Source organism: Kitasatospora purpeofusca (genome assembly GCF_000718025.1).
GTDB lineage: Bacteria > Actinomycetota > Actinomycetes > Streptomycetales > Streptomycetaceae > Kitasatospora > Kitasatospora purpeofusca.
Genome location: NZ_JODS01000003.1, coordinates 226808 through 249610 on the forward strand (window position 1 = coordinate 226808; position 22803 = coordinate 249610).

General features: G+C 73.6%; 18 protein-coding genes and 1 pseudogene. 9 read left to right on the forward strand and 10 right to left on the reverse strand.

Features of this window, described 5'->3' with window-relative positions:
- Positions 1 to 7 precede the first annotated feature (7 nt).
- The 8 genes and pseudogenes from rnpA (at position 8) to IF01_RS0107090 (ending at position 6662) form a co-directional block, all read left to right on the forward strand.
- On the forward strand, positions 8 to 436 hold the full coding sequence (gene rnpA / locus IF01_RS45285; protein WP_078879736.1) for a ribonuclease P protein component: 429 nt from the start codon (positions 8 to 10) through the stop codon (positions 434 to 436).
- Positions 433 to 804 (forward strand): membrane protein insertion efficiency factor YidD, encoded by a 372-nt coding sequence (gene yidD, locus IF01_RS0107060; protein ID WP_045938903.1) that lies wholly within the window; start codon positions 433 to 435, stop codon positions 802 to 804. The genes rnpA and yidD overlap by 4 nt, the downstream gene beginning before the upstream one ends.
- Positions 801 to 1970 (forward strand): membrane protein insertase YidC, encoded by a 1170-nt coding sequence (gene yidC / locus IF01_RS0107065; RefSeq protein ID WP_030392423.1) that lies wholly within the window; start codon positions 801 to 803, stop codon positions 1968 to 1970. The genes yidD and yidC overlap by 4 nt, the downstream gene beginning before the upstream one ends.
- Before the next feature lie 84 nt (positions 1971 to 2054).
- Positions 2055 to 2585, forward strand: a complete 531-nt coding sequence (locus IF01_RS0107070; RefSeq protein WP_030392424.1) for a Jag family protein — start codon at positions 2055 to 2057, stop codon at positions 2583 to 2585.
- 282 nt (positions 2586 to 2867) lie between these two features.
- Positions 2868 to 3611: pseudogene (gene rsmG / locus IF01_RS0107075) on the forward strand (16S rRNA (guanine(527)-N(7))-methyltransferase RsmG); the annotation flags it as partial.
- Positions 3612 to 3879: 268 nt separating this feature from the next.
- The gene (locus IF01_RS0107080) at positions 3880 to 4857 is read left to right on the forward strand and encodes a ParA family protein (protein WP_094745482.1); all 978 of its coding nucleotides are present in this window, start codon (positions 3880 to 3882) and stop codon (positions 4855 to 4857) included.
- A complete protein-coding gene (locus IF01_RS0107085; RefSeq protein ID WP_030392427.1) occupies positions 4854 to 5921 on the forward strand; it encodes a ParB/RepB/Spo0J family partition protein in 1068 nt (355 codons plus the stop codon). The genes IF01_RS0107080 and IF01_RS0107085 overlap by 4 nt, the downstream gene beginning before the upstream one ends.
- A gap of 123 nt (positions 5922 to 6044) precedes the next feature.
- Entirely contained in the window at positions 6045 to 6662 is a 618-nt protein-coding gene (locus tag IF01_RS0107090) for a GNAT family N-acetyltransferase (protein WP_030392428.1), read from the forward strand.
- Positions 6663 to 6768: 106 nt separating this feature from the next.
- Here IF01_RS0107090 and trxA read toward each other — a convergent pair whose 3' ends face one another.
- From trxA to IF01_RS0107125, 7 genes are all read right to left on the reverse strand, one after another.
- A complete protein-coding gene (trxA, locus tag IF01_RS0107095) occupies positions 6769 to 7095 on the reverse strand; it encodes a thioredoxin (RefSeq protein ID WP_030392429.1) in 327 nt (108 codons plus the stop codon).
- Positions 7096 to 7229: 134 nt separating this feature from the next.
- Complete coding sequence (gene trxB / locus IF01_RS0107100) at positions 7230 to 8195, reverse strand: thioredoxin-disulfide reductase (protein ID WP_030392430.1); 966 nt, start codon at positions 8193 to 8195, stop codon at positions 7230 to 7232.
- A 173-nt stretch (positions 8196 to 8368) separates the two neighbouring features.
- A complete protein-coding gene (locus tag IF01_RS50905) occupies positions 8369 to 9400 on the reverse strand; it encodes an anti-sigma factor family protein (protein WP_051754994.1) in 1032 nt (343 codons plus the stop codon).
- Entirely contained in the window at positions 9397 to 10134 is a 738-nt protein-coding gene (gene sigM / locus IF01_RS0107110) for an RNA polymerase sigma factor SigM (RefSeq protein ID WP_078879783.1), read from the reverse strand. Before sigM ends, IF01_RS50905 begins: the two co-directional genes overlap by 4 nt.
- A gap of 43 nt (positions 10135 to 10177) precedes the next feature.
- The gene (locus IF01_RS0107115) at positions 10178 to 12193 is read right to left on the reverse strand and encodes a protein kinase family protein (protein WP_051754995.1); all 2016 of its coding nucleotides are present in this window, start codon (positions 12191 to 12193) and stop codon (positions 10178 to 10180) included.
- A gap of 231 nt (positions 12194 to 12424) precedes the next feature.
- Entirely contained in the window at positions 12425 to 14992 is a 2568-nt protein-coding gene (murJ, locus tag IF01_RS0107120; RefSeq protein WP_051754996.1) for a murein biosynthesis integral membrane protein MurJ, read from the reverse strand.
- A gap of 56 nt (positions 14993 to 15048) precedes the next feature.
- Positions 15049 to 17553 carry a DUF6049 family protein gene (locus IF01_RS0107125; RefSeq protein WP_051740571.1) on the reverse strand — a complete coding sequence of 835 codons (2505 nt, stop codon included), beginning with the start codon at positions 17551 to 17553 and terminating at the stop codon, positions 15049 to 15051.
- Positions 17554 to 17933: 380 nt separating this feature from the next.
- On the opposite strand from IF01_RS0107125, the gene IF01_RS0107130 reads away from it, so the two are divergent.
- Entirely contained in the window at positions 17934 to 19355 is a 1422-nt protein-coding gene (locus IF01_RS0107130) for a CCA tRNA nucleotidyltransferase (protein ID WP_030392436.1), read from the forward strand.
- Between the two features lie 103 nt (positions 19356 to 19458).
- Here IF01_RS0107130 and IF01_RS43625 read toward each other — a convergent pair whose 3' ends face one another.
- The 3 genes from IF01_RS43625 to IF01_RS0107145 all read right to left on the reverse strand — a co-directional run bounded on the left by IF01_RS43625 (position 19459) and on the right by IF01_RS0107145 (position 22694).
- On the reverse strand, positions 19459 to 20544 hold the full coding sequence (locus IF01_RS43625) for an LppU/SCO3897 family protein (RefSeq protein WP_157855175.1): 1086 nt from the start codon (positions 20542 to 20544) through the stop codon (positions 19459 to 19461).
- Between the two features lie 34 nt (positions 20545 to 20578).
- Positions 20579 to 21169, reverse strand: coding sequence for an LppU/SCO3897 family protein (locus IF01_RS43630; RefSeq protein ID WP_051740567.1), 591 nt, complete (start codon positions 21167 to 21169; stop codon positions 20579 to 20581).
- Between the two features lie 187 nt (positions 21170 to 21356).
- Positions 21357 to 22694: an MFS transporter gene (locus IF01_RS0107145; protein ID WP_233290081.1), complete on the reverse strand. Its 1338-nt coding sequence runs from the start codon at positions 22692 to 22694 to the stop codon at positions 21357 to 21359.
- Between the last annotated feature and the right edge of the window lie 109 nt (positions 22695 to 22803).

A 22803-nucleotide genomic window follows, 5' to 3' on the forward strand; every position in this document is an offset into this window, starting at 1 on the left:
GTCTGCTGTGCTGCCCTCCGAGAATCGGCTGCGGCGGCGCCAGGACTTCGCGACCGCAGTCAAACGCGGTCGTCGGGCCGGTAAGCCCCTACTGGTCGTCCATCTCGCCAGAGAGGACGGCTCCGGGGACCACACCGACCGGACCAGCGACATCCGCCCGCACGTCGCCGAGGGGACTCCTTCGGCGCGTGCGGGTTTCGTCGTGAGCAAGGCCGTCGGCCCGGCGGTCACCCGCAACCTGGTCAAGCGCCGGTTGCGGCACCTTGTCCGTGATCGTCTGTCCCGGCTGCCCGCCGGTAGCCTGATAGTGGTGCGTGCGCTGCCTCCGGCCGCGTCCGCCTCGTACCAGGAACTCGAACGTGACCTGGACGCGGCGCTCAAACGGCTGCTCAAGGCCGAGCATGCTGTTTCGGCGCCGACGGGAGCAGGTCGATGAAGTACCTGCTGATGGGTCTGATCAGGGTCTACCAGTGGACCATCAGCCCACTGCTCGGTCCGGTGTGCCGCTACTACCCCTCCTGTTCGCACTACGGCTTCGAGGCCGTGCGGACGCACGGAGCGGTGAAGGGCGGCGCACTGACCGTGTGGCGCATCCTGCGCTGCAATCCATGGACGCCCGGTGGGGTCGACCATGTCCCGCCGCGCAAGCATCCGGTGTGGCACCGCCGGCTGCGGGACCGGCTGAAGGGCCGGTCCGCCGCCGACCAGCCGGTGATCATGCCCCCCGCCGGTCCGGACCCAGAGGGCCCGGCGACCATTGGCCCAGTGGGGCCGATCCCAATGTCCAAGGAGCCTGACCGGTGACCTTCTCCTTCCTCAACCCCCTGTACACAGCGGTGTCCTGGATCATCGTCCAGTTCCACTCGCTGTACAGCCACGTTTTCGATCCGAACGGTGGTTGGGCCTGGGGTCTGGCCATCGCGTCGATGGTGGTCGTCATCCGGATCTGCCTGATCCCGCTCTTCGTGAAGCAGATCAAGGCGACCCGGGCCATGCAGGCGATCCAGCCGAAGATGAAGGCCATCCAGGAGCGGTACAAGAACGACCGCCAGCGCCAGTCCGAAGAGATGATGAAGCTGTACAAGGAGGCGGGTACCAACCCGTTCTCCAGCTGCCTTCCCATCATCGTGCAGGCGCCGTTCTTCACCGCGCTCTACGGCGTGCTCGCCAAGGTCGCCGACGGCAAGCCGATCGGCGTGATCGACGGCACCCTGCTGGACAGCGCCCAGCAGGCCCACATCTTCGGTGCCCCGCTCTCGGCGACCTTCGTCGGCAGCAGCGAGGTCAGCGTCAAGATCGTCGTCGCCGTGATGATCGTCCTGATGTCGCTGTCGCAGTTCATCACCCAGCGCCAGCTGATGACGAAGAACGTCGACCTCACCGTGAAGACGCCGTTCATGCAGCAGCAGAAGATGCTGATGTACGTCTTCCCGATCATGTTCGCCGTGATGGGCATCAACTTCCCCGTCGGTGTCCTGGTCTACTGGCTGACCACCAACATCTGGTCGATGGGCCAGCAGCTGATCGTCATCCGCAACAACCCGACGCCGGGCAGCAAGGCCTGGGACGAGCGTCAGGAGCGGCTGAAGAAGCAGGGCCGGCTGAACCCGGACGGCTCGGTGATCCAGGGCCCGCTCTGGGGCCTGCTGCCGGCGAAGAAGTCGGCCGCGACGGCCGAGGCCGTGGTGGAGGAGTCGGTGCAGGTGCGCCGCCAGCAGCCGCGGAAGCAGACCAAGTCGCAGCGCCAGCACGGTGGCAGCCAGCCGGCGAGCCTGACCAAGGACGCCCCGGCCGAGCAGCCCGCGGACGCGGTGCCGGCGGACTCGGCCGACACCGCGAGCACCGGTGCCGCCGGTGCCGCCGGTGCGGCAGGTGCCGCCAAGCAGACCGCGGCCAAGCCGGCCGCCACCCGTCAGCAGGGCGGCCGACAGCAGCCCAAGCGCGGCGGACAGCGGCCGAAGAAGAAGTGACCGGCCCGGTCCGAACCGCCTCCGCGGCCCCCTGAACCTCGTTACCGGCCCACCAACCGGGCCCATCTCCGAAGGAGTCCATCAGTGACGGAAGGCACCACCTCCGCCGTCGAGGCCGAGGCCGCCCCCGGCGCCGACGAGAACATCGTCGCCCGCCTGGAGCAGGAGGGCGACATCGCGGCGGACTACCTGGAGGGTCTGCTCGACATCGCGGACCTCGACGGTGACATCGACATGGACGTCGAGGGCGACCGCGCACTGGTCTCCATCGTCAGCGACGGCAACGACCGGGCCCTGCATCGGCTGGTCGGCCAGGACGGCGAGGTGCTGGAGGCGCTGCAGGAGCTGACCCGGTTGGCCGTCCACCGGGAGACCGGCGAGCGCAGCCGCCTCATGCTGGACATCGCCGGCTTCCGGGCCCGCAAGCGCACGGAGCTGGCGACCCTCGGGTCCCAGGCCGCGGAGCAGGTGAAGAGCTCCGGCGAGCAGGTCAAGCTGCGTCCGATGACCCCGTTCGAGCGCAAGGTCGTCCACGACGCGGTGGCCGCGGCCGGTCTGCGCAGTGAGTCGGAGGGCGAGGAGCCCCAGCGTTGCGTGGTCGTGCTGCCGGCCTGACGGCCGGGCGACCGCCGGCCGCCAGGGCGGCCGGCAAGCGACACGAGGACCCGACCCCGTCCGCCACGCGCGGGCGGGGTCGTCGTCCCTTCGCGGGGCGCTGGCCCGGCGAGAGATGTTTCACGTGAAACGGTGCAGGAGCGGGTCGGTGGATCCGGGGAGCGGAGAGGTCGAGATGGACACGGAGAGCGTGCCTGCCGGAGAGCCGGAGTCGGGGGCCGGTGGTCCGGACGCCGGGAGCGCGTCCGCGGGCGGGGGGCCGGCGGGGGGGGCGCCCCCCCCCCCCCCCCGCCGGCCGTCGCCCGGGAGGTCTTCGGCGAGCGGTTCGACGCCGCCGTCCGCTACACCGAGCTGCTGGCGACCGAGGGCGTGACCCGGGGGCTGATCGGCCCGCGCGAGGTGCCCCGGCTCTGGGACCGCCATGTGCTCAACTGCGCGGTGCTCGCCGAGCTGCTGCCGGCCGGGACGACGCTGTGCGACGTCGGCTCCGGCGCCGGGCTGCCCGGCATCCCGGTGGCGCTGGCCCGCCCGGACGTCTCGGTGACCCTGCTGGAGCCGCTGCTGCGCCGGACCACCTTCCTGGAGGAGGTGGTCCGCGAGCTCGGTCTGGAGAACGTCACCGTGCTCCGCGGCCGGGCCGAGGAGATGGTCGGCAAGCTCGCGGTGGAGGTGGTGACCGCCCGTGCGGTGGCGCCGCTGGAGCGGCTGGCCGGTTGGGGCCTCCCGCTGCTGCGTCCGCACGGCCAGATGCTGGCGCTCAAGGGCGACAGCGCGGAGCAGGAGCTCGCCGACTCGCGGGCCGGGCTGGCGAAGCTCGGCGGGGTGGAGTGGTCGGTGATCTCGGTCGGCGACGGCACCCTGGAGACCTCGACCCGGGTGATCCAGGTCAAGGTGGGCGAGAGCCCGGGCGGTGTGCGGGCGGCGACCCGCCGGGCCAAGGCCGCGGCCAGGGCCGGCCGGGCCGCGGCCGGTGGCGCGACCCGCGGCGGCGACCGCGCCCGCAACCCCCGGCGGCGTCCCCGCTGACACCGGGATGGGACTCGACACGGGCGGGTGGTCCTCGGACCGCCCGCCCGTGGTCGTCCGGGCCGCCGCCCGAGCGTTTCCGACGCCCCGGTGACGGCAGGGCGGCCGGCCGGACGACTCGGGGTTCACCGGAGTGTCGCATCGTCAGAATTCCGACATTGCGGGCATGGTGTTTCACGTGAAACGTCGCTCTCTGCTCTCGGGAATCCTCGCCCGCAGCCGGGCGGTGACTGTTGCCGCTCCGGTTTCACGTGAAACACTGAGCCCCATGCAGGACTCGGAGACCATCGACCAGATCGATGACACGCCCATCGCGCGTGCCGCCCAGGCTGCGGTCCAGGCCATCGGCCGAGCGGGCGAAGGACTGCCCCGGCCGGCCGCCACCCGGGTGATGGTGGTGGCCAACCAGAAGGGCGGGGTGGGCAAGACCACCACCACCGTCAACCTCGCCGCCTCGCTGGCCATGCACGGGCTGCGGGTCCTGGTGGTCGACCTCGACCCGCAGGGCAACGCCTCGACCGCGCTCGGCATCGACCACCACGCCGAGGTGCCCTCGATCTACGACGTACTGGTGGAGGGCAAGCCGCTGGCCGACGTGGTCCAGCCGGTGGTCGAGGTCGAGGGGCTGTTCTGCGTCCCCGCCACCATCGACCTGGCCGGCGCGGAGATCGAGCTGGTGTCGCTGGTGGCGCGGGAGAGCCGGCTGCAGCGCGCCATCGCCGCGTACGAGCAGCCGCTGGACTACATCCTGATCGACTGCCCGCCCTCGCTGGGCCTGCTGACGGTCAACGCCCTGGTCGCCGGCCAGGAGGTGCTGATCCCGATCCAGTGCGAGTACTACGCGCTGGAGGGCCTCGGGCAGCTGCTGCGCAACGTCGAGCTGGTCCGGGCGCACCTCAACCCGGCGCTGCACGTCTCCACGATCCTGCTCACCATGTACGACGCCCGGACCAGGCTGGCCGCCCAGGTGGCGGAGGAGGTCCGGACGCACTTCCCGCAGGAGGTGCTGCACACCGCGATCCCGCGCTCGGTCCGGATCTCGGAGGCGCCCAGCTACGGTCAGACGGTGCTCACCTACGACCCCGGCTCCACCGGTGCGCTCTCCTACCTGGAGGCCGCGCGGGAGCTGGCGCTGCGGGCGGTGCCCGCCGCGGGCGGCGGTTCGTTGGTGGGGCAGCAGCGGGACGGTTCGGGGCAGCAGGGCGCCCCGGTGGCACAGCACGGTACGACGGAGGGCAATCGGTGAGTGGTCGCAGGGGTCTGGGACGAGGACTCGGGGCGCTGATCTCCCCGGTGGCCCCGGCGGGCGCAGGGGTCGGGGGCGCGGCGCAGCCCGCGGCGGCCCCGGCCGGCACGGCGTCGCCCACGGCGGTGCCGACGCTGCCCTCGGGCCGGGGCACGCTGGCGGCCAAGGCCGCCGCGGAGAGCCTGCGGGAGCAGGCCGCCGCCGAGGCGGAGCTGACCCGGGTGGAGGGCGCCTACTTCGCCGAACTGCCGCTGGATGCGATCACCCCCAACCCGCGCCAGCCGCGCGAGGTGTTCGACGAGGACAAGCTGGCCCAGCTGGTCGCCTCGATCAAGGAGGTGGGCCTGCTCCAGCCGGTGGTGGTGCGCCAGTCCGCGCCGGGGCGCTTCGAGCTCATCATGGGCGAGCGGCGCTGGCGGGCCTCCCGGGAGGCCGGGCTGGAGCAGATCCCGGCGATCGTCCGGGCCACCGAGGACGACAAGCTGCTGCTGGACGCCCTGCTGGAGAACCTGCACCGGGCGGAGCTCAACCCGCTGGAGGAGGCGGCCGCCTACGACCAGCTGCTGCGGGACTTCTCCTGCACCCACGACGAGCTGGCGGACCGGATCGGGCGCTCGCGTTCGCACGTGTCCAACACCCTGCGGCTGCTGAAGCTGCCGCCGGCGGTCCAGCGGCGGGTGGCCTCCGGGGTGCTCACCGCGGGCCACGCCCGGGCGCTGCTCGGGGCGCCGGACCAGGAGCGGCAGGAGGAGCTGGCCAAGCGGATCGTCGCGGAGGGGCTCTCGGTGCGGACCACCGAGGAGATCGTCGCGCTGATGGACCGGGAGGAGCGGCCCAAGCGCCAGGCGCCCAAGGCCGGGAAGATCCTCTCGCCGGCCTTCAACGACCTGGCGAGCCGGCTCTCCGACCGCTTCGAGACCCGGGTGAAGGTCGAGGTGTCGCAGCGCGCCGGCAAGCTCGGCAAGGGCAAGGTGGTGCTGGAGTTCGGCTCCGTGGAGGACCTGAACCGGATCCTGGACAGCCTCGCGCCCGGTGAGGACGGACTGCGGCTGTCGCAGGGCTGAGCCGGGCCGATCGCGGCACGCGATGGGTGCATGTTCCACGTGGGCGCTGTTTCACGTGAAACATGCACCCATCGGCATTCGGGGGGAATGCTCGACTGTGGAGTGGACGAGGAGGTGCGGGGCATGGGACGCCGGATCGTTCCGTTGACGCTGGACAACCTCGCGGATCTGCCGTCGACCTGCCGCTCCTGTGTGTTCTGGGAGCTGGACCCGGTCAGCGGCCGGGCGGCGGTGGAGTCCGGCAAGCCCGAGCTGGAGAAGGAGGGGTGGATCTCCGCCGTCCTGCTGGAGTGGGGGTCCTGCGGCCGGGTCGTCTACGTGGACGAGCAGCCGGCCGGGTTCGTGCTCTACGCCCCGCCCGCGTATGTGCCGCGTTCGCAGTCCTTCCCGACCAGCCCGGTGGCCTCGGACGCCGTTCAGCTGATGGTCAGCCGGGTGCTGCCGGGCTTCCAGCGGCAGGGGATCGGCCGGGTGCTGGTGCAGACGGTGGCCAAGGACCTGCTGGGCCGGGGGTTCCGGGCGATCGAGGCCTTCGGGGCGGTGGGGCGGCAGCCGGTCAGCTGTGTGCTGCCGGCCGAGCACCTGCTGGCGGTGGGCTTCAAGACGGTCCGCCCGCACCACCGCTACCCGCGGTTGCGGCTGGAGGCGCGGACCACGCTCTCCTGGCGGGGGGACGTCGAGGGGGCGCTGGAGCGGCTGCTGGGCGGCGGTCGGAAGGAGCCGGCGCTGCGGCCGTTCTGAGCGCTCCCGGTGCCTCGGGGCGGCCCCCCGGAGGGCCGGGGACAACGGACGAGGGCGGGACTCCCGGTGGGGAGTCCCGCCCTCGTGGCGTTCCGGGGGAACGGACCTAGATCAGGCCGTCCAGCTCGCGCAGCAGCGCGGCCTTCGGACGGGCGCCGGTGATCTGCTTCACCGCTTCGCCGTTCTTGTAGAGGATCAGGGTCGGGATGGAAATCACGTTGTACGTCGCGGCGGTCTGCTGGTTCGCGTCGACGTCGAGCTTGGCGATGGTGAGCTTGTCGCCCTGCTCGGCCGCGATCTCCTCCAGAACCGGGGCGACCTGACGGCACGGGCCGCACCATTCGGCCCAGAAGTCGACGAGAACGGGCTTGTCGCTCTTGAGGACGTCCGCCTCGAACGTCGCGTCGGTCACGGTGGTGGTGGCGCCGGCCACGGTCACTCCTAGGGGTCAATCGGGCGAGGGGCTGCCAGGTCTACAACACCGCACAGGGCGGTTCTGTTTCGTCCCGGCGGGGTCGGGTGTGTTTCACGTGGAACACACCCGACCGGACGGTGGATCGCTTCGGGTCAGACCGCGACGGTGGCGGCCTGGGCCTCCAGGTCGGCCAGCGAGGCCAGGTAGCGCTCTGCGTCCAGGGCGGCGGAGCAGCCGGTGCCGGAGGCGGTGATGGCCTGGCGGTAGGTGTGGTCGACGACGTCGCCGGCGGCGAAGACACCCGGGATGTTGGTGCGGGTGGAGGGGGCCTCGACCTTGAGGTAGCCCTCGGCGTCGAGCTCCAGCTGGCCCTTGAAGAGCTCGGTGCGCGGGTCGTGGCCGATCGCGATGAACAGGCCGGTGACCGGGAGCTCGCGCAGCTCGCCGGTGGTGGTGTCGCGCAGGGTGACACCGGTCAGCTTCGGGTCGCCGTGGATGGCCTCGACCGCGCTGTCCCACTCGAAGCTGATCTTCTCGTCGGCGAAGGCGCGCTCCTGCATCGCCTTGGAGGCGCGCAGGGTGTCCCGGCGGTGGATCACCTTGACGCTGCGGGCGAAGCGGGAGAGGAAGGTCGCCTCCTCCAGGGCGGTGTCGCCGCCGCCGACCACCGCGATGTCCTGGTCCCGGAAGAAGAAGCCGTCGCAGGTCGCGCACCAGGAGACGCCCCGGCCGGACAGCTTGTCCTCGTTGGGCAGGTCCAGCTTGCGGTGCTGGGAGCCGGTGGTGACGATCACCGCGCGGGCCTTGTGGACGTTGCCCTCGGAGTCGGTGACGGTCTTGATGTCACCGGTGAGGTCGACCGAGACGATGTCGTCGGGGATCAGCTCGGCGCCGAAGCGCTCGGCCTGGGCCCGCATGTTGTCCATCAGCTCGGGGCCCATGATGCCGTCCCGGAAGCCCGGGAAGTTCTCGACCTCGGTGGTGTTCATCAGGGCGCCACCGGCGGTGACGGCGCCCTCGAAGACCAGGGGCTTGAGGGAGGCGCGGGCCGTGTAGAGCGCGGCGGTGTATCCGGCGGGGCCGGAGCCGATGATGATCACGTTACGGACGTCGCTCACTGCATCTCCTGGTTCGCATCGCGACCCGCGTTTGCTGCGGGGAGGGCGGTCCTGCTCCGCCGCCCGGGACAACGACTGACCAGTGTCTCGCATTCCCAGGAGGATCAGTACCAGGCGACCGCACTCTGGGAGTGTCGCGCGGCCCCGGGCATGGATCGCACGGGAACCACCGGTCAGGGTGCGGGGACGGTCAGATGGCGCAGCACCGGTCCGCAGTCGGGGGCGCGGAGGTAGACGTCGAGCAGCTCGGGACGGCCCGGCAGGGCGTACACCAAGAGGTCCGCGGCCGCGCCCGCGTAGCTGCCCCGGTCGGTGGCCAGCAGGGCGGCGGTGCTGGGGGGCGGGCAGGCCGGGGTGGAGCGGTCGCCGCCGACGAGGCCCTGGCCGCCCTCCGCGGGCGGCACGGCGGTCGCCCCGGCGCCCTCCGAGGGGTCGGTGGCGGAGCCCGAGCCGGGGGCCGAACCCGAGCCGGGGACAGAACCGGGGCCCGAGCCGGGGCCGGTGGAGGGCTTGACCGGGCGGGTGGTGCCCGCGGCGGCGAGCAGCTGCGCGACCTGGGCGGCGAGCCGGTCGTCCTGGTAGGCCGTGCCGCCGGTGGCACGGTCGGTCCTGGCCCCGGCGGCGGAGCTCTCCGGGGCGGTGGTGCCGGCGGCGGGGGCGGCGCCCGCGTCGGCGGTGGTGCTGAGGTCCTGCCGCCCGGAGGAGGACAGGGAGAGGAAGGCGCCGCCGAGGCCGAGGGCGACCAGCGCGGCGGCCGAGCCGAGCAGCAGGGCCCTGCGGCGGCCCCGGCGGGACCGTCCCGGGCCGGTGCCGGCGGCGGTGCCCGCGACCGGGCGGGACGGCGGGGCCTTCGGCGACCCGGTGGGCGCGGGCCGGGCGGCCGGCACGGACGGTGTGGACGAGGTGGACGAGACGGACGCGATGGACGCGGTGGGCGCCGCGGGCGGTCCGGCGGCGGCCGCGAGGGCGGCGTCGATCCGGGCGGCGACATCGGCCGGCACGGCCGGAGGCTCGGCCGCGCCGAGCAGCGCCGACACCTCGGTGAGCGCGTCGACGGTCTCCCGGCAGTCGGCGCAGCCGGCCAGGTGCTCCCGGAGCGCCTCGGCCTCGGCGGGGGCGAGCAGGTCCTCGGAGAGGTCGGCCAGCTCGTCGACCGAGGGGTGCGGTCCGGCGGTGGGGTCGGAGGAGGAGGGCGGTGCCGTCATCGCGTACTCGCGTCTCCTTCCAGAATCGGCCGGGCTGGATCCGGGGCTGTCCCTGTGACGGTGCGGCCGCCGCGTGGGTTCCCGGTCGGACGGGAGGTGTTGCCCGGGGGCGGTGTTTCACGTGAAACAGCGCTCCCCCGCGACGCCGGGCCGGCCTCCTCGCGCAGATGCCGGACGAGCGGCAGCAGCCGGGCCCGGCCCCGGGCGCAGCGGCTCTTCACCGTGCCCACCGGCACCCCCAGCAGCTCGGCCGCCTCGGCGACCGGATAGCCCTGCATGTCGACCAGGACCAGCGCGGCCCGCTGCTCGAGCGGGAGCTCGGCGAGCGCGGCGGACAGCTCGCGGTGCACCTCGGCGCGCACCACCGGGGAGTCGGCCGGTTCGGCCGAGCCGACCAGGGCGTCCAGCCGCTGCGGATCGTCGTCCAGCGGCTTGGTCCGGCGGGTGGCCGCCCGGCGGGCGCGGTCCAGGCAGGCGTTGACCACGATCCGGTGCAGCCAGGTCGTGACGGCCGACCGGCCCTGGAAGGTGTGGGCGGACCGGAAGGCGGAGACCAGGGCGTCCTGGAGGGCGTCGGCGGCCTCCTCGCGGTCGCCCAGGGTGCGCAGGGCGACGGCCCAGAGCCGGTCCCGGTGGCGGTTCACCAGCAGGCCGAAGGCCTCCCGGTCGCCGCCGACGTGCCGGGCGAGGAGCGCCGCGTCGTCGTCGGGCCGCTCCGGTCCGTCCTGCGCCACGTCCACCCCTCGTCGTTCGTGCCCCGCCACCGCGGTCGGCGGGTCAGCCGAAGACCTTCACGTCGCCGAGGAAAGCCTGGTACTTGCCCGGGTTCGGACCGCTGTCCGGATTCTTGGACAGGTTGGTCAGCCAGATCAAGAGATAGCGGGTGGTGACCGGGCTGTCCAGGTTGTACTCGACCGCCGTGCCGGCCTTCTTCCCCAGGACGGTGAAATCACCCGGCTTGGCGGTCTGCGCGTTGCCGACGGTCTTGCCGGGCATCCGGAGCTCGGCCGTGGTGGCGGTGCTCCACTTGAGGGTCACCTTGGAGACCGTCTGCGCCGAGCCGAGGTCGAGCAGCAGCCCGGTGCCCTCCTTGGTGCCCGGCTTGGACCCGAACGCGTCGCTGTACCAGTTGGTCTGCCACTCGCTGGCCGGGTCGTCGTCGATGGCCTTGGCCAGGCTGGCCGCGCCGTCCGCCTTCTCGCCCAGCGGGTTGTAGGACAGCGCCTCCTTGACCGGGATCGGAGCCGGGTCGTGGGTGGCGGCGTGGGCGCTGGGGGTGGCGGAGGTGGAGCTGGGCTGGGGGGAGGCGACGGCCGTGCTCCCCGGGCGCAGGCTGTCCACCAGCTGCCAGGAGGCGACGCCGATGGCGCCGAGGGCGACCGCCGACGCGGTCACCTTGACCACGGTGCGCAGCCGTCGTCCGCTGCGCCGCACCGGGGCGGCCACCGGGGCCGGCGCGGTGCCGGGGGCGGCCACCACCCGGGTCGGGTTGGGTGCGGTCGGCAGTGCGTGGGTGTTGTGGCGCGGCGGGCTGGTGAAGGCCGGGAGCTCGGGCTGGGGCTGGCGGATGCGCGGCATCAGGGCGATCGCCCGGGCCAGTCCGTCGGGGGTGGTGATCGGCTCGGCGTGGTGCGGCGGGTGGTCGAGCAGGGCTCGGGCGGCCAGCTCGGACAGGCCCTTGTGGACGCCGGCGCGGACCTGGTCCGGTGCCACCTCGCGGAGGTTCCTGGGCAGGCCCTGGAGGTCGTAGCGGTCCTCGGGGTAGGGCCAGCGGTGGGTGAGGGCGGCGAACAGCAGGGCGCCGATGGCCCGGGTGTCGACGCGCTCGGCGTCCTCCCCGCTGCCCTCGCCGGTGAGGCCGCGCAGCGCGGCGTCCACCGCGATGCCGTTGATCCGGTACTGGCCGCTGTCGGTGCGCAGCACGCAGCGCGGGGTGAGCCTCAGATGGGCCTGGCCGCGCCGGTGGGCGGCGGCCACCGCGTCGGTCACCTGGCGGACCATCTGGTACGCCTCGTGCGGCTCCAGCGGGCCGTCGGAGAGCAGCTTGGCGAGGTCGGATGCGTGCGGCAGCCACTCCCGCACCACGTAGACCAGTTCGCCCTCCTGGACGGCGTCCAGGACCTGCACGAAGCGCGGGTCGCCGAGCAGGGCGGCGGACTTGGCGGCGGCCAGCACCTTGCGGGCGCGCTGGTGGCCGGAGGCCATCAGGTGGACGCCGACCGCCCGGCGGAGCTTCTCGTCGACCGCCCGCCAGCTGCTGAAGGTCTCGGTGGAGGAGATGCACTCCTCCAGCCGGTAGCGGTGGCCGATCATGTCGCCGCTGCGCCGCTGGGGGGCGGGCAGGGTCTGCGGCAGGGTGGCGGTGTCCCGGGGGTCGTGGGTCGGCTGCGGGTCGCGCGGGGGGCGTTTGGCGGGTGCCGCGGCGGCCGGGCCGGGGTCGGTCCGGCCGGCGGCGGCGTCGCCCGAGGCCAGTTCGGCGGCGATCTCGGAGACCGACAGCGGGGCGGTCGACTCCGGGGCCGGTTCGCCCGGGGCCTGCGCGGTCGGCGCGGTCGGCGCGGTCGGTGCCGGCGCGGCCGGAGCCGGGGTGGCCGGTGCCGGAGCGGGCGAGGCCCCGGCGGGCTCGCCGCTGTCGGTGCGGCCGGCGCGGCCGTCCTTCTCCGCGGGGGAGCCGGCCGCGGTGGCCCGGGCCGTGCCGTCGGCGAGTTCGTCGATCGCCGCCGCGAGCGCGGCCTCGTCCGCCGCCCCGTCAGCTGCCGATGTGTCGACGACCGCCTTGGTGCCATCAGCCACCGTGGTCCTGCCTCCCCTTGTGTCGCCCCGGGCCTGAGAGAGAGTCGTTGGAGTGCATCGGCGGGTGACTCCGGTGCTCCAGGACAATTGTGCCCACTGTTCTCCACCGGGTACGACCGCCGAAAGGTCCGCGCGGTTGCCTGTTGGTGGAGAGATGTGGTGCAGATCCGACGCCGGGCCGCCCTGCCGGGCCCGGGACGACCCGGGGTCCGGTGGCGGCCCGACCCCGGGTCAGCGGCCCAGTCGGCCGCGCACCATACCCAGCATGGCGTTGAGTTCCTCGATCCGCAGCCGCTTCGCGATGAGCACGAAGACGGCCAGCTGGAGTCCGCCGGCCAGGACGACCGTCAGCACCGCGCCGGCCCAGCCGCCGACGACCTTGGTGACCGCCAGGCTGACGGCCAGACCGACCACCGCTGCCGGGACCGAGGCCGTCGTGAGGCGGGAGTAGGTCTTGCCGATCCGCTTGGTGTCCAGCCCGCCGATCCTCTTCTTCAGCTTGGGCACCGCCACCGTCACCCCGATGGCGTACGCGAGACCGTAGCCGAACGCCATCCCGGTGACCGTCCACTCCGGGGGCAGGAGCACCCAGCAGAGCAGCGAGAAGCCGGCCTGGCAGGCGGCGACCCACACGGTGTTGGAGAACGGGGTGCGGGTGTCCTCGTAGGCGTAGAAGCCGCGGAGCATCACGTACTGCGCCGAGTACGGGATCAGGCCGAGCGCGAAGGCGGAGAGCATCAGGCCCACGTTGCGCGCGTTGTCCAGGGTGGTGTCGCCGCCGCCCACCCCGTAGATGGACTGGCCGATGGCCGGCCCGAGCGCCAGGAAGAGGAACGCGGCCGGGACGACCGCGACGGCGGTGGTGCGCAGTCCGTAGGAGATGTCGTCGCGGACGGCGCCGGCGTCCTCGTCGGCCGCCGCGCGGGACAGCCGGGGCAGCACCGCGCTCATGATCGAGACGGTGATGACGGCCTGCGGGAGCTGCCAGATCAGCAGCGCGTTGGAGAAGGCCGCGAGGCCGACGCCGCCGTGGCCGCCGGTCTCGGCGTCGGCGCCGGCCGCGGTGGCCAGCTGGGTGATGACCAGGTAGCCGGCCTGGTTGGCGAGCACGAAGAAGAAGGTCCACTTGGCCAGTCGGGCGGCCTTGCCCAGGCCGTGCCCGCGCCAGTCGAAGCGCGGCCGGAAGGAGAAGCCGGCCGCCCGCAGGTACGGGATCATCGCCAGGGACTGCACCGCGAGGCCCACCAGGGTGCCGATGCCGAGCAGCCGGACGCCCTCGGGGGTGATCGTCTCCGGCTTGACGTGGGTGCTGTCGAAGCCGCCGTAGACCCAGATGTAGGCGCCGAAGGTGAAGATCACCACGAGGTTGTTGAGGACCGGGGTCCACATCATCGCGCCGAAGCGGCCGCGGGCGTTGAGGATCTGGCCCATCACCACATGGATGCCCATGAAGAAGATGGTCGGCAGGCAGTACCGGGCCAGGGCCACGGTGGTGTCCGCGCGGGCCGGGTTCTCCATCATCGGGTGGGCGATCAGCTGGACCAGCAGGGGGGCCCCGAGCACGGCCAGGAAGACCACGCCGGCCAGGCCGACCATCACCAGGGTGAGCAGCCGGTTGGCGTAGGCGGTGCCGCCGTCCGCGTCGTTCTTCATGCTGCGGACCAGCTGCGGCACGAAGACGGCGTTCAGCGCGCCGCCGCCGATCAGGATGTAGAGCAGCGTCGGCAGGGTGTTCGCGGCGTTGTAGGAGTCGCCCATCACGGCGATGCCGATCGCGCCGGCGATCACCATGGTGCGCAGGAAGCCGGTGCCCCGGGAGACCAGGGTGCCGGCCGCCATGATCGCGCTGGAGTTCAGCACCGAGGCGATCTTGCCGCCGCCGGCGGTCTGCTCGGCGGGCGCGGCCGGGGCGGCGTCCGCGGGGCGGGCGTGCTCCTCGGCCGTGAGGTCGGCGAGCGGCTCCACGGCGGGCGGCAGCTGCACCGCGGCCACCTGGAGGGTGGCCTCCTCCTCGGAGAGCGGCGGGTCGAACTCGATCGGCGGGACGAACGGCCTGGGGCCGTCCTGGCCGCCGTGGCCGCCGTGGCCGTAGCCGGGCGGCGGCCCGTGCTGCGGCGTGTGCTGTCCCGGGTACGCGCCGGCCGGGGGGTACGGCGCGGCCGGGGCGACGGGCGGGACGGCTGCGGCCGGCGGCTGCGCGCCGGGCTGCTGGACCGGGTGCTGCTGGACCGGCGGCTGCTGCGCGGGGTACTGCTGGCCGGGGGACGCCTGGGCCGGCGGGCGCGGGGCCTCGGCCGTGGTCCGTCCGCCGCCGAACAGCGAGTCCACCCCGACGTACTCGGTGGACTCGGAGTCCCAGGCGGAGTGCGCCGGGCCGGGCTGCCACTGCTGCTGCGGCTGCCCGCCCCAGCCCTCGGCCGGGGCGGCCGGGGCCGCGGGGGCGGCCGGAACGCCCGGCTGCTGCGGCCGCTCGTCGCGCCAGTCCGCCCGCGCGGGGGTGTCCCAGCCGGGCTGGACCGGCGGCACCGGCGGGCCGAACGGAGTCGGCGCCGCGTAGTCGCCGCCCTGCGGCGGCAGCTGCGGCGGCACGTCGTACGCGGCCGCCGGCTGCTGCGGCGCGGCGGGCGGGGCGGTCCGCAGACCGTACGGGTCCGGCTCGCCCGGACCGTCGCGGTAGGCGTCCGCCGCGTACGGGTCCTGGGCGTAGGTGTCGGCCACGTACCAGTCGCCGGACGGCGACTCGGCCCCGGGACGGCCCTCTCCGCGGCCCGGAGGCCGCTCCTCGCTGCGCCCGGTCATGTCACCTCTTCGCTGTCGTGGGGAGGCCGCTCCGGAGTCGGGCGGTATCGGCGCTGTCAAGGACCAACCTTCTCATCACTGGTGGCCCGATCCCGGCCATCCGCGCTGCTGTCGCGCGGTGTCCGCGCCGCTCCGTCCTGTTCCGGCCGTTCCGGGGCGCCCGGGCGGTCCGCCTCCGCGGCCTCGGCGGCGGCCCCGGGACCGTCCCCGCCGTCGCTGCGGCCGGGTCCGTCGGTGTCGTCCGGGCCGGTCCCGCCGCCCTGCGGGGCGAGCGGCGCGTCGCCCTCGTCGCCGTGCGCCACCCGCCGCTTGCGCTGGCGGACGAACCGCAGCGCGGCGAGCAGGAGCAGCAGCGCGCCGCCGCCGAAGACGTAGAGCACCCCGTTGGTCACCGAGGTGACCTGGACGGTGAAGGTCACCGGTTCGCCGTACTTCTGCGGGTTCGGCCCGGTGGTGTAGAGCTGGGCGGTCATGCTCACCGGCCCGTTGTTCTTCGCCTCGGCGGGGAAGCGCAGGGTGACGCTCTGCGAGGCGGGCAGCACCAGTTCCTCGGTCGGCAGCTCGACCCGGAGCCGGTTCTGCTGGGCCGGGGTGAGGACCAGCTTGAGGTTGGTGACCGTCTGGGTCAGGTCGTTGCGGACGCTGACCTGGAGCACTCCGGTGTCGCCCGCGAAGGTGATCTCCCGCTTCGGCGGCACCTTCACCGCGCCGGTCAGCTCCTTGAGGTAGCGCTTCACGCCCTCCCGGTAGTCGGCCCCGGCCGAGCCCTCGGTGCGCCACTCGGTGGACAGCGAGCGGACCATCGCCGCGCTGAACGGGCCGCGCACCCGCTGCGGCAGGGTCAGCACCCGCATCAGCGTGTCCAGGTCGGTCTGGATCCGGGTGGTGGTGGTCAGGTCGAAGGCGGACAGCTCCGAGTCGCGGGCCCGGGCCGGGTAGTCGGCGGGGGCGGGGACGGCCGCGTTCGCCTTCGGGTCCGGCGGCAGCTGGGCGAGGGCGTCCAGCTTCACCGGCTCCACCCACTTGCCGTCCTGGGCCGCCTGGAGGGCGGTCGCGAGCACCTTGGCGGCGTCGGCGTCGAGATCGCGCGGCGGCATCACCAGCAGGCCGCGCGGGTTCTGCGGCTCCTGGCGGGAGATCACGAAGGTCTCGGCGAGGAACCGCTGGACGGCCCGGCTCTGCTCCTCCTGGGTTGTGAGCCCGCCCTCGAACAGGGAGGAGATCAGCTGGTCGGCGACCACCGCGGTCTGCCCGTTGCCGATCGGCCGGGCGGCCGAGGGGGTGTACTTCAGCGCGTCGGACTCGGGCATGCTCGCGCCGTTCACCAGCACCAGGCTGTTGCCGGTGCGCTGGGCGACGGCGGTGATCCGCTGGTCCAGGTAGCCCCGGTAGGGCCAGGCGACGTCGGCCCGGGTGTCCACCGACAGCCGGCCCTCGACGGTCAGCCGGCCGGCCGTGGCCGCCTTGCTGAGCGCGGTGTCGATGCCCTCCAGCTCGGGGGCGTTGTGCGCGATCGAGGCGAGGTCGGGATCGGCGTACGGCAGCGCCACCACCTGGCTGCCGGGCTTGGCCACGGCGGCCCGCAGCTTGTCCAGCCAGGCGGTGGCGGCGGCGGTGCCGGTGCCGGGGACGGTGTTGTCGTCCTTGGCCGCGTTGCCCTCGGTGCCCGGCTTCTGCACCACGTAGCGCTTGGTCATCGCGAACGCGGTGTCCAGCAGGTCCGGGTCCACCACCCAGGTCAGCCCGGTCAGCGCGGCGCCCGTGTCGACCAGCGCGTACAGCCGGCCGCCGGGGGCGAACTCGGTGGCCAGGCTGTCGTCCCGGAGCACCGGGACGGTCTGGTCGTTCTCGGAGAGGGTCTGCGCGGCCAGTACCGGCGCGTGCACCAGCGGCCAGAGGGTGGTCACCTTGGACGGCTGGGCGTCGCCCGGGGACGGGTTGTAGGGCAGGAAGCTGCGGGCGATGCCGAGCGGGCGGTCGCGCTGGTTGTCGGCGGTCGAGCCCCAGACGTCCACCGCCAGCTCGTACACGCCCTCGGCGGAGAACTGCAGGTCGGCGACGGCCACGCTGAGGGTGTACGGCTGGCTCTGGCCGGGGCCGAGCTCGTTGAGGGCGTACTGCGGGCTGTCCATCGAGATGCCGTCCGCGTTGAGCGGGACGCTGCGGGAGGACACCGAGGCGAGTTCGCTGCGGGTGGTGAGCGGCTTGCTCGGCCAGGGCCGGCGGACGGCCGCGTGCGCGGACTTCAGCACCGACCTGCCGGCGTTGGTGACGTGCCCGGTGATCGTCACGGTGCCGCTCTGGACGGCGACCGGCTTGCTCACCGACTCGATGGTCATGGTCACCGGGAGCTCGGCGCTGACCGCCGTGTCGGCGACCGGCCTGGCCCCTCCGGCCGGGGCTCCTCCGGCCGGGGCCGCGCCGGCGGTGCCGCCGGGCAGCGCCGAGGCGAGCACCAGCGCGGCGCCGAGCGCGCCCGCCAGCCGCCGGACGGTTCGTCCCAGGACCCGCCCGGGGCGCCGGTCCGGCTCCGGACCGGGGTGCCGTGCCGGCTCACTCACGCGGTTCGCCCTCGCTCACGGGTTCGCCCTCGCCGTTCTCGATCGCTGCTGCTGCTGCCGTGCTGCTGCGGATGTTCCGTCGGCCGTGGGATGCCGTGAGGATCAGCCGTGAAGAAAATGCGGCGGTCCGGTGCCTCGGTGGCCGTGACGGCGCACGGCACCGCGGCCCGTGCTCGGCGCATCCGGACTCGTTCCACCGGCATGGTAACGATGTGGTGAGGGGTGCGGTGTTGCGGGCCGGGGAGTGAGCCGCCGGAAACACGCGGGCGACCGGGCCGCCGGGCCACGTACCCTTGTGAGCCGTGTCCACTGCCAATGAGCCCACCGCCCACCCGACCGGCACCCATCATTCCAGTTCCGCCGTCCAGGTCGTCCCCGGCCTGAGCGAGGCGCAGACCCTGGGTCTGCAGGAACTGCTGCGGGTCTCCCCGGTCGCCGACGAGATCGCCCGCCGTTTCCAGGCGGCCGGTCACCGGCTCGCGCTGGTCGGCGGCTCGGTCCGGGACGCCCTGCTGGGCCGGCTCGGCAACGACCTCGACTTCACCACCGACGCGCGTCCGCAGCAGGTGCTGAAGCTGGTCAAGGGCTGGGCCGACGCGGTCTGGGACGTCGGCATCGCCTTCGGCACGGTCGGCGCGCGCAAGGACACCCCGGAGGGCTCCTTCCTGATCGAGATCACCACCTACCGCTCCGAGGCGTACGACCGCACCTCCCGCAAGCCCGAGGTGAGCTACGGCGACACCATCGAGCAGGACCTGGTCCGCCGCGACTTCACGGTCAACGCGATGGCCGTCGACCTGCCCGGCCGGGGCTTCGTCGACCCGCACCGCGGCCTGGACGACCTGGAGGCCCGGGTGCTGCGCACCCCCGCCACGCCCGAGGAGTCCTTCTCCGACGACCCGCTGCGGATGATGCGGGCCGCCCGGTTCGCCGCCCAGCTGGACTTCGAGCCGGCCCCCGAGGTGGTCGCGGCGATGACCGCGATGGCCGAGCGGATCACCATCGTCTCCGCCGAGCGGGTGCAGGCCGAGCTGAACAAGCTGCTGCTGGCCGCGCACCCGGTCAAGGGCCTGCGGCTGCTGGTCGACACCGGCCTGGCCGACCACGTCCTCCCGGAGCTGCCGGCGCTGCGCCTGGAGCGGGACGAGCACCACCGCCACAAGGACGTCTACGAGCACTCGCTGACCGTCCTGGAGCAGGCCGTCGACCTGGAGCAGGACGGCCCCGACCTCACCCTGCGGCTGGCCGCGCTGCTGCACGACATCGGCAAGCCCCGCACCCGCCGCTTCGAGCAGGACGGCCGGGTCTCCTTCCACCACCACGAGGTGGTGGGCGCCAAGATGACCCGCAAGCGGATGCGCGACCTGAAGTACTCCAAGGAGCTCACCGAGGACGTCTCGCGGCTGGTCGAGCTGCACCTGCGCTTCCACGGCTACGGCGGCGGCGAGTGGACCGACTCGGCGGTGCGCCGCTACGTCAACGACGCCGGCCCGCTGCTGGAGCGGCTGCACAAGCTGACCCGCTCGGACTGCACCACCCGGAACCGGAAGAAGGCGGCCGCGCTCTCCCGCACCTACGACGGCCTGGAGAGCCGGATCGAGGTGCTCAAGGAGCAGGAGGAGCTGGACGCCGTCCGCCCCGCGCTGGACGGCAACCAGATCATGGAGCTGCTCGGCCTCGAGCCCGGCCCCGCGGTCGGCAAGGCGTACAAGCACATGCTGGAGCTGCGGCTCGAGCACGGCCCGATGGAGCACGACGCGGCGGTCGCCGCGCTGCGCGACTGGTGGGCCGCCCAGCAGTAGGGCACAGGGTGCCGCGAGGGGTGGTCCCGGGTTCTCCCGGGGCCACCCCTCGTCCGTGCGCGGGCCGGTCGGCGCGGGCCCGGGTACGGGCCCGGGCGCGGGTTCAGAGCTTCTTCAGGCAGAGCACGAAGCTGAGCGCCTCGGTGCTGGACTCACGGGTGTAGGTGCTCTCGGCGCCGGTGACGTTCTCGCAGGCCTTGTCGTTGTCGCTGGTCCCGTAGACCTTCTTGAGCACCTTGTACTGGGCCTTCGGGTCGCCGCAGGGCAGCATGGTGATCCGCGGGCTGGCGTCGTGGGTGGCGGTGGTGCCGTTCTCGTTGCGCAGGCAGTCGCCGGCCTTGGCGGTGTCGATGTCGCTGGCGACCTTGGTGGCGGACGGCGTCGGCAGGGTGATCGTCGGCACCGGGACCGCCGGCACCGTCGCCGCCGGGACGGACGGGACGGACGGGACGGACGGGAAGGTCGGCGACGGGAAGGCCGGCACGGTCACCGAGGGCATCACCAGCGGGCGGTAGGGGTCGTCGTGCTTCGTGGAGGCGAAGAGCGCGCCGGTGGCGATCAGCACGATCCACGAGCCGATCCCGAGCACCGGCAGCAGCAGCATGAAGATGTGCGGCCGCTTGGTGAGCGGCACCCCCGGGTCCAGCTGCGGCCCGTGCGTGCCGGGCGCCGGCGGCGGCAGGTCCTTGATCCTGTTGTGGGCGGCGAGGTTCCGCAGCAGGGTGACCACGGTGAAGATGCCGGAGAGGTAGCTCCACCAGCCCTGCACCAGGGTGCGGGCGGACATGTCGCGCACCACGGCGGTGCCGCAGGTGCGGCAGAACGGTCCCGGCTGCTTCAGGAACCGCATGATGATGATGATGCCCTGGTGGCCGCGGACGGTGGTCTCGACGGCCGGGAAGCCGCCGCAGAACCGGCACACCGGACCGCCCTGCGGGGCGTAGCCGGCCGGCGCGGGGTAGCCCCCGGCCTGCGGCGGGTAGGCGTAGCCCCCCGGCGGGGCCTGGGCGGGCGCGCCGTAGCCGGGTGCGGCCGGCGGCGGTGCGGCCGGGTAGCCGTAGCCGGCCGGGGGCGGTGCGCCCACCGGCTGCGGGGCCGGCGCGCCGGCGTACGGGTTGCCGGTGGCGTACGGGTTGGTGCCGTCGGCGGGCGGCGGCGAGCCGTACGGCATCTGGGGCGGAACGGACAAGGGGATCCCCCGGGGAAATTCAGGTGGTGGACGGTCAGGACTTCTTCACCGGCGGGACGCCGGCGAGCGGGCCCAGGCAGAGCACGTAGCGCTTCTTGTTCCAGCGGCGGCCGCTCTTGCCCGAGACGGTGCTGGTGGTGCCCGCGGTCTCGCGGCACCTGCCGGTGTCGGTGGTGGACTCGAACTTGGCGAGCACCTTGTAGTTCGCCTTGCTGTCGGTGCACTTGACCACCGAGACGTCGCGCGAGCCGGAGGCCTTGACGCAGTCGCCGGCCTTGGCGCTGCTGACACTGGGGCCGGTGACGAAGTAGCCGACGATCAGGGCGATCACACCCAGGACCAGGCCGACCGCCTTCAGTCGGGCTTTGCCGCGGCCCTTGGCGGGCGGTCCGGGCTGCGGCGCGGCCGGCGGGTAGCCGTGCGGCGAGGCCTGCCCGTACGGTCCGGGCGCCGGTGCCTGCGGGTACATGGCCTGCGGGTACGGCGCGGGCGGGTAGGGACCCTGCGGGTGGACGGGCTGGGGCTGGGCCGCCTGCGGTGCGGCGGGGTAGCCGTAGCCGGGCGGGGGCGGCGGTGCGCCGTAGCCCGCGGGCACCGGCTGGGGCTGGCCGTACGGCGGGGGCACCGGGGGACCGTAGGGCTGCGGCGGCGGCGCGGCACCGTAGCCAGGAGGCGGCCCGTACGGACTGGGTGGTGTGCTCATCAGATTGTCCCCCGAGACAGAGTGCTGCCGCTGCGACAGATCTGACGTACCTTAGCGACTCGGAACGACGCCGCCGGGGTGCAGGGGCCGACCGGCCGGACGGCCGTGGTCAGCGGGCCGGGTCGCCGGGGAGCGGGCCGGTGCGGCGGGCCGCGCGCAGGTAGAGCACGGCCGAGGCCGCGTACACCAGGGAGACGCCGGCCACGACCGTGACCGAGCGGCCGGAGAGCGGCAGCACCAGTGCGGTGACCAGCGCGGCGGCCACGAAGGCGACGTTGAAGAGCACGTCGTAGATGGCGAAGATCCGGCCCCGGAACTCGTCCTCGACGGACTCCTGCACCACGGTGTCGGCGCAGATCTTGGTGCCCTGGGTGACCACACCGAGCAGCAGCGCCGCGATCAGGCAGGGCACCAGGTCGAAGCCGAGGCCGAGCGCGGGCACGAAGACCACCGGGGCGGCCAGGCAGAGCGTCATCCAGCCGGCCAGCCCGAGCCGGCGGCTGCACCAGGGGCTGATCACCGCCGCGATGAAGAACCCGGCGGCGGAGAGGCCGACCGCCTGTCCCAGGGTGGCCAGACCGGCGGCGCTGTCCGCCGGGTCGTTGAAGGTGTACCGGGCGAGCATCACCACGACGACGATCAGCACGCCGTAGCAGAACCGGGCGGCGGTCACGGCGGCCAGCGCGTGCGCCGCCGGGCGGCGGTCCCGCACCAGGTGGACGACGGCGGCCCGCAGCTCGCGGGCGGCCTGGGCCAGGGCCTGGCCGATCGCGGGCCGGCCGGGGTGGTTGCCCGGGCCGAGCAGGTCCTTGTCCATCCGCAGCGCGGCCAGCGCGGCGGACAGGTAGAGCAGCGCGGCCACGCTCACCAGGGCGGCGTCGGCCCGGGGGCCCGGCGGCATCACCTGGTGCAGCAGGAAGCCGAGACCGCCGCCGCAGGCCGCCGCGACGGTGCCCAGGGTGGGGGAGAGCGCGTTGGCGGTCACCAGCTGCTCGGCCCGCACCACCCGGGGCAGCGCGGCGGAGAGTCCGGCCAGGATGAACCGGTTGAGCGCGGTGACCAGCAGCGCGGAGGCGAAGAACAGCCAGGTCGGCGCCTGGACCAGCAGCAGCCCGCCGGTGAGCAGGCCGAGCCCGAAGCGGGCCAGGTTGCCCAGGTAGAGCACCTGCCGCCGGCGCCAGCGGTCCAGCAGGACGCCGGCGAAGGGGCCGATCACCGAGAACGGCAGCAGCATCACGGCCAGCACCGAGGCGATGTCGGCGGGCGAGGACTGCTTCTCGGGGGAGAAGACGACGTAGGCGGCGAGCGACACCTGGAACACGCCGTCGGAGAGCTGGGACAGCACCCGGGCGGTCAGCAGCCGGCGGAAGTCGCGGCCGCGGAGCAGGCCGAAGAGCGTGGCGCTGTGCGCGGCACGGTGGGTACTGCCGTTCTCGGTGATCGCCACCCGCTCAGGGTGCCATGGATCCGGGCGGTGTTTCACGTGAAACATTCGCCGGGAAAAGGTGAACGGGCCCGCGGTCGTGGACCGCGGACCCGTTCGGTGCTCAAGGACT